The sequence below is a fragment of the Stenotrophomonas sp. STEN033 genome, from assembly GCF_056856655.1.
Genome location: NZ_JBXFWM010000095.1, coordinates 1 through 12,404 on the forward strand (window position 1 = coordinate 1; position 12,404 = coordinate 12,404).

Sequence of the window (12,404 nt, forward strand, 5' to 3'; positions counted from 1 at the left end):
CCCCCCCCCCCCCCCCCCTCACACCCCCCCCCCCCCCCCCCCCCCCCCGCGCGCGCCCCCGCCCCCCCCCGCCGCCCCCCCCGGCGCCCGCGTATGCACAGCGGGCAAGTCTGGCGGACCGTGTTGGCGTGTTGGAAACGCAGGTCAACAACAGCCAGGCCAATACCGACATGCTCAACCAGCTGCAGCAGCTGCGTACTGAAATGCAGGCGTTGCAGGGCACGATCGAGCAGCTTCAGCACGAGAACGAACAGCTGAAGCAGCGTAGTCGCGATCAATACCTGGACCTGGACGGTCGCCTCAATCGCCTTGAAGGCGGTGCTGGCGCCCCGGCCGCTCCGGGCACTGGCGCGGTGACGCCCGCCGCTGCGGCCGCAAAGCCGACAGCGGCTGCTGCCGAGCGCCCGCCGACGGTGCGCGGTGACGCGGGTTCGCTGGCCTCGGCCGGTGATGAGCGCGCTGCCTACAACGTCGCATTCGACGCGCTGAAGGCCGGCAACTACGCCGACTCGGCACAGTTGTTCCAGAGCTTCCTCGAGTTGTACCCGAATGCCGCGTACACCCCCAATGCCCTGTATTGGCTGGGTGAGAGCTTTTATGCGACGCGTAATTTCAAGATGGCTGAGGCACAGTTCAGCGATCTGGTTGCCCGCTATCCGACCCACGACAAGGCTGCCGGCGGTTTGCTGAAGCTCGGCCTGTCGCAGTTTGGTGAAGGCAACAGCGCCCAGGCGCAGAAGACCCTGGAGCAGGTGATTTCCCGTTTTCCCGGCAGTGATGCGGCCCGTACCGCCCAGGACCGACTGCAGTCGATCCGGCTCGGCCAGCAGCTGCGCTGATGTGGTGCCGCACCGAGGGTGCGGCCATTGAATATGAACTCTCCCAGTGCCGCTGTTCCCAGCGAGATCGTGCAGTCGCCGTTGCCGCGGCTGAAGATCACTGAAATTTTCCTGTCCCTGCAAGGCGAGGCCGATACCGCCGGCTGGCCAACCGTGTTCGTGCGCCTGACCGGCTGCCCGCTGCGCTGCCAATACTGCGACACCGAGTACGCCTTCCATGGCGGTGACTGGTGGGACATCGACGACATCGTCGCCGAGGTGCTCAAGCAGGGCGTACGCCATGTCTGCGTGACCGGCGGTGAGCCGCTGGCGCAGAAACGCTGCCTGATCCTGCTGCAGAAGCTGTGCGATGCCGGCCTGGATGTGTCGCTGGAAACCTCCGGCGCGTTGGACATCGCCGCGGTGGACCCGCGCGTATCGCGGGTGGTCGACCTGAAGACGCCGGACTCACGTGAGATGGCGCGCAACCGGCTGGAGAACATCCCGCTGCTGACAGGCCGCGACCAGCTCAAGTTCGTGATCTGCAGCCGCGGCGACTACGAATGGGCCAAGTCCATGTTGGCTGAGCATCGCCTGGCCGAACGCTGCATGGTGTTGTTCTCGCCGAGCAAGTCGCAGCTCAAGCCGCGCGAACTGGCCGACTGGATCGTCGCGGACCGCCTGCCGGTGCGCTTCCAGATGCAGTTGCACAAGTTGTTGTGGGACGACGCGCCGGGCTATTGAGCCGGCTTCGTCACCCGTCAATCGTTTACCCCGGCGCGGGACAGCGTGCTGGCTTTCCTCTCCCAACCGGATCATCACCATGAAAAAGAAAGCAGTCGTGCTTCTTTCCGGCGGCATGGACTCGGCCGCCGTTGTCGCCATTGCCCAGGAACAGGGCTTCGAAGTGCATGCCATGAGCGTGCGCTACGGCCAACGCCACACCTCCGAACTGGAGGCCGCAGCACGTGTGGCTGCTGCGCTGGGCGTGGCGGGCCACAAAGTGGTCGCGGTCGACCTGCGCAGCATCGGCGGCTCGGCCCTGACCGACGACATCAGCGTGCCCGAGGCCGGCGCCGGTGATGCCATTCCGGTCACCTACGTACCTGCCCGCAACACCATCATGTTGTCGCTGGCATTGGGCTGGGCGGAAGTACTGGGCGCCAACGACATCTTCTGCGGCGTCAATGCCGTGGACTACTCCGGTTACCCGGATTGCCGCCCCGAGTTCATCGCTGCCTTCCAGGCATTGGCCAACCTGGCCACCAAGGCCGGCGTGGAAGGCGCGGGCATCCGCGTACACGCGCCGCTGCAATACCTGAGCAAGGCACAGATCGCGCTGGAAGGGCAGCGCCTGGGCGTGGACTTCGGCCTGACCGTGTCCTGTTACCAGGCCGACATGGAGGGCAAGGCCTGCGGCCACTGCGATGCCTGCCAGTTGCGCGCCGATGGTTTTGCTGCCGCCGGCATGGCGGACCCGACCCACTACGCGTGATGTTGTTTTTGCATCAATTGCGTTAGAATACGCGCCCCGGCTGCGGCCGGGTCTTTGTTTGGGCCGTTAGCTCAGTCGGTAGAGCAGAAGACTTTTAATCTTTTGGTCGATGGTTCGAATCCATCACGGCCCACCAGCATTGCCAAGGCTTCGGAGCGATCCGGAGCCTTTTTTGTTGCTTCGGGGAAGGCGATTGTTCCGCAGGCGGCCTGGACGGGTGGCTCAAACCTGGCCCGGGCAAGTGCCGCGCACCCGGGGGACGGGAATCCTGCGATCCCAAAGCGTGCAGGCGGGAAGCGCCGGGTGCGCAGCGCGTACCCGGGCTGCGCCGACCTCGCAAGATCGGGGCTTTGTATTACTTCAACAAGGTCTGCTGGACATCGACGATGCGCACGTCGTGCATCTGCGCGAGATAGGCATCCAGATAGGCCTTGTGCGATGCACCGACCAGCACCAGTGTGCGCATGCCCGGCGTTGCCCCCATCAGGTCGCGGATGTTCGCTGCCATACGCAGGTTGCGGGTTTCCCAGGAGGTGACGTACATGCGTCCGTAGCCTTCCGGCGAGGGCTCCTCCAGCGCGGCGCCGTAATCGCTGGCGAACGCGACCGGGGCGACGTCCGTGCCATTGTCGCGCCGATACATCGCCAACACTTTTTCCGGTGTGGCGAGCTGCGGCTCCAGTGCGCTGGACTGCGCCGCCCGCTGTTTGGACGCCGGGTTGTCCCATGCTTTTCTGATCGCCGCCACGTAGGCCTTGGGATTGGGGCCGTACCGATCCGCGCTGTGATCGTCCATGGGCCAGAGCCGTTGATGTCCCAGCCGCACCGCCAGTTTTGCGGCGATCAGCGTGTTTTCATTGCGACTGCTGCGCAGCGTTTCCAGGGCTTCCACCAGTTCCTGGTTCAGGGCGTCGTCGGCCCGCCGCTCGGCTGCGGCCAGGTACAGCCATTGGACCAGCGCCGAATCCTGCTCTCCCGCGGCCAGGAAGGTAGCGGCAAGTGCACGGCGCTGGGCAGCGCTCGGCTGTGCAGGCCAGCTCGCCAGCATTGTTTCCGCCGCCGCATTGGCTGCCGGCACATCCAGTCCGGTCGCCTTTGCCGCCGCCGACAGATCGGGGCAGTAGTCGTTCACCGTCAAGGCGTAGCGGGCCGGGTAGCGACGCAACAGGTCGCATTGCTGCCCTGAAACCGACTCGATGGTGATCGCCTGCGGCCGCCATGCGGCCAACCGGTCGATCAGTGCATCGAGGGCGGAGGCGTCGAAGGTCTCCGGCAATCCGGCCAGATGCGCGGTGCCGAGCACGGCCACCTCGTTCTGCGTCCCTTGCCGGGGACCCTTGTGTGCGCCCGGATCAAAGGGCTGTGCCTGTGCGATGGCTGCCTGCGTTGCGCACATCCACAACGCGCCGATCAAAATGCTCTTCCCCCACATGCCCTGCATCACTCCCTGCTGCATGAAACCCGCCGATGTAGCGCTTGTCTGGCGCGAAGTCGCGCAGATTCCGGTCTGGCCGAGAACTTTGTCAAGCGTATGGGTCCGTCTGGTCAAACTGGCCGGTTATCGGAGCGTTGCGCGACCGACATCCGCCAAAAGGCATCGGCCGACAGCCAGTCACCCGGGCAGCATGTGATCGCTGTCTCCATTTGTGGGCGGCGCCGGGCAGGGCAAATGAAGTGCGCGGCAATGCGTTGCGACGGCAACCGTGGTTGGAAGTCCCGGGGTCTGGTCCTAATATGTCGGATGCAGCGGCGGTCGCCTTGACGGGCGTCCAGGCACTGGGGACGGGATTGAGCAAGCAGATCACTCAACTACTGCAGCGTTGGCAACAAGGCGACATGGATGCGCGCGAGCATCTGTTCGAAGCCTTGTATTCGGACCTGATGCTGATCGCCCGCAATCGCCTGTCGCAACAGACCAATGGCACCCTGCAACCGGCGGCGCTGGTCAATGAGTCGCTGATGCGTTTGCTCGGCGCCGATGCCGACTACAAGGACCGCACCCACTTCGTGGCCATCGCCGCATTGAAGATGCGCTCGGTGCTGGTCGACCATCTGCGCGCACGTGCCGCGGACAAGCGCGGCGGCAATGCCGAGCAGTTGACCTTGTCGCATGCCGAGCAGGTGCCTGACCAGGCCGATATCGGCTATGACGTGCTGGCCCTGCACCAGGCATTGAATCAATTGGCCGAGCTGGAACCACGCGCCGCGAGCACCATCGAGTTGACCTATTTCGGTGGGATGAGCCGCGACGAGATCGCCCTGGTGCTGGATGTGTCCGCGCCCACGGTTGACCGCGACCTGCGCTTTGCGCGGGCCTGGTTGAACCGGCAACTGCGCTGAGTCGTGATGGCGGGGGCGGTGTAGTGGGGAGCGAGCGTTGGCAGCAGATCCGCGAGCTGTTTGATGCTGTCTGCGAGTTGCCGCGCGAACAATGGCCGCAGGCCATCGCTGCAGGCAGCGGCGACCCGCTTGTACGTGAGGAGGTGCTGCAGCTGCTGCGCTCGCAGACCGTGGGCTTGAGCCGGGTCAGCAACCGCCTGGACACGGCGTTGGCACGGGCGTTGGCGCCCGAGCTTGGCGTCGGTGAACGGCTTGGGCCGTGGCGGCTGACCGAGCGCATCGCGCACGGCGGCATGGGTACCGTGTTCAAGGCCGAGCGCGCCGATGGCCTGTACCAGCGAACGGTCGCGATCAAACTGTTGCACGGCATGCCAGGTGCAACCGAGGTGGAATTGCTGGGTAGCGAGCGGCAGGTGCTGGCCGACCTGCAGTTGCCCAACGTTGCGCGTCTATACGACGGTGGCACCACGCCCGATGGCCATCCCTATCTGGTGATGGAATACATCGACGGGTTACCGCTGGACCGTTGGTGTGGCGAGCGCGAACTGGGATTGCAGGAACGGTTGGCGCTGTTCCTGGAGATCTGCACCATCGTCCAGTCGGCGCACGAACAACTGGTGCTGCATTGTGACCTGAAGCCACGCAATGTCCTCGTGCAGGCCAATGGTCAGCCAATCCTGCTGGATTTCGGTTTGGCGCGGCTGCTGAACGAGGCACGCGAAAAACGCGACTCCGGCTATTGCACGCCCGGCTATGCCAGTCCGGAACTGATCGCCGGCCACAGCGTCGGTGCGGCCAGCGATGTATACAGTCTCGGCGTCATGCTGGTGGAGCTGCTGTCCACCCGGGTGTGCACACGCGAGCAGACCGGGTCCGCTGAAACCATGGACGTACCCACCGCAAGTGCATCCGCGCCTGCGGATCTGCCCTGGCGGCGGCGACTGCGCGGTGATCTGGATGCCATCGCCGCACGCGCCTGCGCCACCGACACCCGCTTGCGCTATCGCTCGGTGGAAGCCTTGATGGCCGATCTGCGCCGCTATCTGGACCTGCAGCCGGTGGTGGCCCGCAACGGTGGGCGGCTGTATCACCTTGGCAAGGCCCTGCGCCGGAACTGGCAGGGAGCCACGGTGGCAGCGGGAGTGACCGGCCTGCTTGCGGTCTTCGTGCTGGGCCTGTGGGAGACCCGGCGCCAAGCCCAGGAGGAGGCGGTAGTCGCACAGCAGGTCAGCAACTTCATGGTCGGCATGTTCGAGACCGCTGATCCATTCCTGCGTACCGAGCGCGGCGCCGAACAGCTGAGTTCGCGGCAATTGCTGGACAAGGCGGCGTTGCAGGTTGCACGTGACCTGGCGGACGCGCCGGCGCAGCTGGCGCGGATGCGTGCGGTGTTGGGCGTTGCCTATCAGAACGCGGGGGTTTCGCATCAGGCCGACAGGCTGCTGCAACAGGCCTACGGTGGCTTCATGGACCCACGCGTGGCGCGGCCGGTGGATGCGGCGAACGTATTGGCGGATCTGTCGGTACAGAAAACCCTGGATGGCGACGGCGAGCTGGGAAGGCAACTGGCGACCCAGGGCCTGGATCTGCTGGGCCGCAGGGGACCGGCGCTGGTGCAGGCGCGCCTGTACGCCGCGCAAGGCCTGGCTCTGGTGAACCAGCAGCATTTCGACCTGGGTGAGGCCGCGTTCAACCAGGCGGTATCGCTATACCAGCAAGCGACAGACGTGGATGTGACGGCCGAGATCAGCGAACTGTCCTACAACAAGGGCCTGCTATACCTGCGGTGGGGTCGGCAGCAATCGGCGGAGCGGGAGTTCCGGCACATGCTGGACAATCTGCATGGTCGGCGTACCACCCTCGCGCTGGCAGCAGAAACGCGTCTGGCGCAGATTTTCCGGGAGCAGGGCAAGTATGAGGAGGCCTTGCCGCTGCTGCAGTCAGGCATGCAGCACGCCTTGGAGTTGTATGGTGCGGAGAGCAGTTTCGTACGCCTGCAACACGACGGGCTGGCCGATCTGTACCGCGACTCGGGCGAACACGCCGCGGCTGAACTTCAGTACCAGAAACGCAATGCGTTGAGCGCGCGGCTGGATGGCCCGGACTCGGTCGAGTATTCGATGGGGCTGTACAACTACGCCTCGTTGAAGGAGCTGCGCGGTGACTTCAGTGCAGCGGAGGGCTTGTACCGGCAAGCGTGGCTGATCCGCAGGCAGAAGCTGGGTGAGGAGTCACCAACCACGCTGCGTGCGGAGAGCGGGCTGGGTCTGTTGCTGATGCGCAGCGGACGGATGGGTGAGGCCGGTCCGATGTTGATGCACGCGGACAAGGGGTTGGCCTTGAGTCTGCCGGAGGACGCGCCGGGGCGGCTGGAGGCACGCCTGAACCGGATCGATTGGCATGTGCGCAACGGCGAGTTGCCGCAGGCGCGGCAGTTGCTGGAAGAAATGCGTTTGCCGATATCGGAAGACCTGCAGCTACGGCTGTTGACCATCCGCGCCGATCTGGCGGGACGGATGGGCGAGGGCGCACATGCCTTGGCCTTGCGCAGGACCGCGCTGGAATATGCCAGCGCCAACCAGGGCAGCAACAGTGCAGCGGTGGCAGCGGCGGGCCTGGCCCTGGCTGAGTGCCTGCTGCAGTTGGGCCATGCGCAGCTGGCCAAGGAGGAGTTGCAGCGGGTGCTGCTGCAGATCGGTCGGCTGCAGGTTGCCGGATCAGCCGACCGTCGCAAGGTGGAAGGCCTGCTGCTGCTGGCCGAACAGAACCTGTCCCGGCGCTAGCGAGCGAACGCGGCTGCGCCGGGTTCAACCCTGTTCGCGGACGATCTCGACCAGGCGCTGGCCATAGCGGGCCAGCTTGCTACCGCCGATACCACCGACCTTGCCCAGCGCCTCGACGCTGGTCGGGCGTTGTTCGGCAATGTTGCGCAGGGTGCTGTCGTGGAAGATCACGAAGGCGGGCACGTTCTGTTCGCGCGCCAGTTCCGCACGCAGGCCGCGCAAGGCCTGGAACAGCGACAGATCGCCGGCCTGCACCGGCACGCCGGTACGCGGGCCACCGCGCTCGCGTTCGCGGGGTGGTGCCGCATCGCGGCGCATCATCATCTGCCGGCGGCCGGTGAGCACATCGCGGCTGGCGTCGGTCAGGCGCAGACCGCCGTGGCTTTCCGGGTCGACCTCCAGCAGGCTGGCGGCTACCAGTTGCCGGAATACCCCGCGCCAGGCGCGTGCGTCAAGGTCATTGCCGATGGCATAGGTGCTGAGCTTGTCGTGGCCAAGCTGGCGGATGCGCTCGTTGTCGCTGCCGCGCAGGATGTCGATCAGATGGCCGACGCCGAAACGCTGGCCGCTGCGATAAACGCAGCTCAATGCCTTCTGCGCCGGAATGGTTGCGTCCCAGGCCGCGGGCGGGGTGAGGCAGTTGTCGCAGTTGCCACAGGGCTTGGGATAGGTTTCACCGAAGCCGGCCAGCAGTACCTGGCGGCGGCATTGCATGGACTCGCAGTAGCCAAGCAGATGGTCGAGTTTGGCGCGCTCCAGCTGCTTGCGCTCTTCACCGGCCTCGGACTGCTCGATCATCTGCTTGAGCAGCACCACGTCGCCCAGGCCATAGCAGAGCCAGGCCTCGGCGGCCTCGCCGTCGCGGCCGGCGCGGCCGGTTTCCTGGTAATAGCCTTCCATCGACTTGGGCAGGTCGGTATGCGCGACGAAGCGCACGTCGGGCTTGTCGATGCCCATGCCGAAGGCGATCGTCGCGCACATCACGATGCCGTCCTCACGCAGGAAACGACGCTGGTTGGCGGCACGCACCTCAGCCGGCATGCCGGCGTGGTAGGGCAGTGCCTGCATGCCTTCGTCGCACAGGAACTGTGCGGTCTCCTCGACCTTGCGTCGTGACATGCAATAGACGATGCCGGCTTCGTCGCGGTGGTTGCGCAGGAACCCCAGCAATTGACGCTTGGCGTTGTCCTTCTGCACCACGGTGTAGCGGATGTTGGGGCGGTCGAAGGAACTGACGAAATGCTGCGCCGTGACCAGGTCCAGGCGTTCGGCGATCTCACGTTGGGTAGGCGGATCGGCGGTAGCGGTCAGGGCAATACGCGGCACCTGCGGCCAGCGCTCGTGCAGTACCGTCAGCTGCCGGTACTCGGGGCGGAAATCATGGCCCCATTGCGACACGCAATGGGCTTCATCGATGGCGAACAGCGCGATATGGGCGCGGCTTAGCAGGGACAGGAAGCGCCCGGTGAGCAGGCGCTCGGGGGCGACGTAGAGCAGTTTCAGCTCGCCGGCCAGGAGCTCGCGTTCGACCCGCGCGGCGGTTTCGGCATCCAGCGTGGAGTTCAGGTACTCGGCGCGGACCCCGACCTGGTGCAAGGCTTCCACCTGGTCCTGCATCAGTGCGATAAGCGGTGAGATGACGATGCCGCAGCCATCACGCAGCAGGGCCGGGATCTGGTAGCACAGCGATTTGCCGCCACCGGTGGGCATCAACACCAGGGCATCGCTGCCGTTGGCAACGTGCTCGACAATGGCCTGCTGATCGCCGCGGAAACTGTCGTAACCGAAAACGCTGGAAAGCAGTTGTTGCGCGGGACTCTGGGGCATTGCGCTAGTTTACCCGCTGGCGGCCGCCCCGAATGACCGATATGGCGTCAGCCGCGCAGCCGCGCCCGTTTCAGGATTGCGGTAAAGCCCCGTAGTGCCGAGCCATGCTCGGCAGAAGCACCCCCGTAGTGCCGAGCCATGCTCGGCAGAAGCAGTCCCCGTAGTGCCGAGCCATGCTCGCCAGAAGCAGTCCCCGTAGTGCCGAGCCATGCTCGGCAGAGGCCTTGCCGGTAAAGCCCATGCCGAGCATGGCTCGGCTCTACAGACAGGCGTTGCAATCCACCTGCGGCAAAGCCCCCTTGAGTCAAGGGGGCCTGTCGAACCCGTTATTGCAGCAACGAGCGCAGCATCCACGCATACTTTTCGTGGATCTGCAGGCGCTGGGTCAACAGGTCTTCGCTGGGCGCGTCGTCGGCGTCATCGGCCTGGTCCAGGACCTTGCGTGCGGTGCGGCAGACCGCTTCGTTGCCGACCACCAGTTGGCGCACCATCTCGCGCCAATCGGCGCTGTCATTCAGGCCCGGCTCCTCTGGGATCGAGGTCAGCGCGGCGAACTCACGGTAGGAGCCTGGTGCGTTGAAGCCCAACGCGCGGATGCGCTCGGCAATCTCGTCCAGGGCATTCCACTGCTCGGTGTACTGGTCCATGAACATGTTGTGCAGCGAATTGAACATCGACCCGGTGACGTTCCAATGGAAATTGTGGGTCTTCAGGTACAAGGTGTAGGAATCGGCCAGGAAATGCGACAGGCCGTCGGCGACCTTCTTGCGATCCGCCCCCTTTATCCCGATATCAACAGCGGGTGCCGAGGGCGCGGCGGCTGCCAGTTTCTTCTTCCCGGCATCCGTCGTCGGGACGGATGCGGCGGCGGCCAGCTTCTTCTTTCCGGCTTCTGGTTTGCTGCTGTTCTTGGCCTTGGCCATGACGCTTTTCTCCTTGGCGGGTTGAATGGCTTCACAATAGCGCTCTGGGCACCATACCTGTATTTCAAGTTTTCACATTGAACGATTGATGAGCGCTATCGAAAAAGACCTATCCGCGCGCCTGCGCGCCGCCCGACCCGCGATTGACGGGGGGATGAGCCGTGACCGCGGGCGCCTGTTGGGGCTGCTGTCACGCTGGCAGGGCAAGCCCGCGGACGCGGCGGCCGAACAGGCGTTCCAGCAGTCGCTGCAGCGCTCGCAGGCGCAGCGACAGCAGCGCGCCGCGCGCCCGATCGCCATCACCATGGACGAAGCGTTGCCAATAGCGCGTGAGGCCGAGCAGATCAGTGCCCTGATCCGCAGCCATCAGGTGGTGGTGATCGCGGGTGAAACCGGCTCCGGCAAGACCACCCAGCTGCCGAAGCTGTGCCTGGCGGCGGGCCGGGGCGAAGCGGGCATGATCGGCTGCACCCAGCCGCGCCGCATCGCCGCCCGCGCGGTGGCCGCCCGCGTGGCCGAAGAGTTGCAGACCGAATTGGGGACGGTGGTCGGCTACCAGGTGCGTTTCACCGACAAGGTCGGTGAGGACAGCCGCATCAAGTTCATGACCGACGGCATCCTGCTGGCCGAGATCGCTTCGGACCGCTGGTTGTCGCGTTACGACACCCTGATCATCGACGAGGCCCACGAACGCAGCCTCAATATCGACTTCCTGCTCGGTTACCTGAAGCAGCTGCTGCGCAAGCGCCCGGACCTGAAGTTGATCGTGACCTCGGCCACCATCGATACCGAGCGTTTCTCGCGTCATTTCGACAATGCGCCGGTGGTCAATGTCGAAGGCCGCACCTACCCGGTGGAAGTGCGCTACCGGCCGCTGGACGAGGTCGGGCAGATTGCCGACAGCGCTACCGCTCCAGCACGTGGCAAACGGGCCGAAGCGGACAGCGAATCGGCGATGGATCCGGTCTCGGCCATTGTCGCCGCCGTCGATGAAATCACCCGCAGCGATGCACGCGGCGACGTATTGATCTTCCTGCCGGGTGAGCGCGAGATCCGCGATACCCACCAGGCGCTGGAGCGACGCAAATACCGCGAAACCGAAGTGCTGCCGCTGTATGCACGCTTGTCGGCCAAGGACCAGGACCGGGTATTCAATCCTGGCCCGAAGCGGCGCGTGGTGTTGACCACCAATGTCGCCGAAACCTCGCTGACCGTGCCGCGCATCCGTTACGTGGTCGATCCGGGTTATGCACGCGTCAAGCGTTACAGCCCGCGGCAGAAGCTTGATCGCCTGCATATCGAGCCGGTATCGCAGGCCAGCGCCAACCAGCGCAAGGGCCGCTGCGGTCGTATCTCCGAGGGCGTGTGCTACCGGCTGTATTCGGAAGCCGACTTCCTCAGCCGGCCGGAGTTCACCGACCCGGAAATCCGCCGTTCCTCATTGTCCGGCGTGATCCTGCGCATGTTGCAGCTGGGCCTGGGCAAGATCGACGAATTCCCGTTCCTTGAAGCGCCAGACGAGCGCGCGGTTGCCGACGGTTGGCAGCAGCTGGCCGAGCTCGGTGCGATCGATGACGAACGCAAGCTCACCGCCATCGGTCGGCAGATGGCGCGCTTGCCGGTGGACGTCAAACTGGCGCGCATGCTGGTGGCCGCACAGAAGGGCGGTTGCCTGCGCGAGATGCTGGTGATTGCTTCCTTCCTCGGTATCCAGGATCCGCGCGAACGGCCGCCGGAGGCGCGTGAGGCGGCGGATAACGCCCATGCCCTGTTCGCTGATTCGCGCTCCGAATTCCTTGGCATCCTGCGGTTGTGGAATGCCTACCGCGATGCCCACGAAGAGCTCACCCAGTCCAAGCTGCGTGATTGGTGCGGGCGCCACTTCCTCGGCTTCCTGCGCATGCGCGAATGGCGCGAGCTGCATCGCCAGCTGCGCCTGCTGTGCGAGGAACTGGGCTGGGCGATGGGCGAAGACGAAGCCTTCGGCAAGGCGCTGTTGTCGGCGCCGCCGGCCTTGCCCGCCGGGGGGGATGCCGAAGCCAAACGCAAGGCCACGCGGGGTGAGCAGCACAAGGCTGCACGTCTGGCCCGCGAGGGGAAACCGGGTTTAAAACCGGGGTCAGAGTCGGGGTTGCCCCATTTCACATGCGCGGCGGAAAAGGGTCGGGGGTAAATGGACGCGTGCCCCGGGTTTTAACCCGGGTGCCAATACGGGCCG

The 12,404-nt window shown here is 65.2% G+C and carries 8 protein-coding genes, 1 tRNA gene and 1 pseudogene; 7 read left to right on the forward strand and 3 right to left on the reverse strand.

What is annotated here, in order from left to right:
* The first annotated feature begins 110 nt into the window (after positions 1-110).
* The 4 genes from ybgF (at position 111) to AC1VXC_RS20075 (ending at position 2,449) form a co-directional block, all read left to right on the forward strand.
* The gene (gene ybgF, locus AC1VXC_RS20060) at positions 111-839 is read left to right on the forward strand and encodes a tol-pal system protein YbgF (RefSeq protein ID WP_481539786.1); all 729 of its coding nucleotides are present in this window, start codon (positions 111-113) and stop codon (positions 837-839) included.
* Between the two features lie 33 nt (positions 840-872).
* Positions 873-1,562: a 7-carboxy-7-deazaguanine synthase QueE gene (gene queE, locus AC1VXC_RS20065; RefSeq protein WP_481539787.1), complete on the forward strand. Its 690-nt coding sequence runs from the start codon at positions 873-875 to the stop codon at positions 1,560-1,562.
* Positions 1,563-1,641: 79 nt separating this feature from the next.
* Positions 1,642-2,313: a 7-cyano-7-deazaguanine synthase QueC gene (queC, locus tag AC1VXC_RS20070; RefSeq protein WP_313174345.1), complete on the forward strand. Its 672-nt coding sequence runs from the start codon at positions 1,642-1,644 to the stop codon at positions 2,311-2,313.
* A 60-nt stretch (positions 2,314-2,373) separates the two neighbouring features.
* Positions 2,374-2,449 (forward strand) — tRNA-Lys (locus tag AC1VXC_RS20075).
* Positions 2,450-2,668: 219 nt separating this feature from the next.
* Here the strand turns inward: AC1VXC_RS20075 and AC1VXC_RS20080 are convergent.
* Positions 2,669-3,745, reverse strand: a complete 1,077-nt coding sequence (locus tag AC1VXC_RS20080) for a DUF5694 domain-containing protein (protein WP_481538841.1) — start codon at positions 3,743-3,745, stop codon at positions 2,669-2,671.
* A 356-nt stretch (positions 3,746-4,101) separates the two neighbouring features.
* On the opposite strand from AC1VXC_RS20080, the gene AC1VXC_RS20085 reads away from it, so the two are divergent.
* The gene (locus AC1VXC_RS20085; RefSeq protein WP_313174342.1) at positions 4,102-4,653 is read left to right on the forward strand and encodes an ECF-type sigma factor; all 552 of its coding nucleotides are present in this window, start codon (positions 4,102-4,104) and stop codon (positions 4,651-4,653) included.
* Positions 4,654-4,676: 23 nt separating this feature from the next.
* Positions 4,677-7,436, forward strand: a complete 2,760-nt coding sequence (locus AC1VXC_RS20090; RefSeq protein ID WP_313174340.1) for a protein kinase domain-containing protein — start codon at positions 4,677-4,679, stop codon at positions 7,434-7,436.
* 24 nt (positions 7,437-7,460) lie between these two features.
* Here the strand turns inward: AC1VXC_RS20090 and recQ are convergent, their stop codons facing one another.
* Entirely contained in the window at positions 7,461-9,263 is a 1,803-nt protein-coding gene (recQ, locus tag AC1VXC_RS20095; protein ID WP_313493073.1) for a DNA helicase RecQ, read from the reverse strand.
* 326 nt (positions 9,264-9,589) lie between these two features.
* Complete coding sequence (locus AC1VXC_RS20100) at positions 9,590-10,186, reverse strand: Dps family protein (RefSeq protein ID WP_313172867.1); 597 nt, start codon at positions 10,184-10,186, stop codon at positions 9,590-9,592.
* 88 nt (positions 10,187-10,274) lie between these two features.
* Here AC1VXC_RS20100 and hrpA point away from each other — a divergent pair.
* Positions 10,275-12,150 (forward strand): annotated as a pseudogene (hrpA, locus tag AC1VXC_RS20105) (ATP-dependent RNA helicase HrpA); the annotation flags it as partial.
* Positions 12,151-12,404 lie beyond the last annotated feature (254 nt).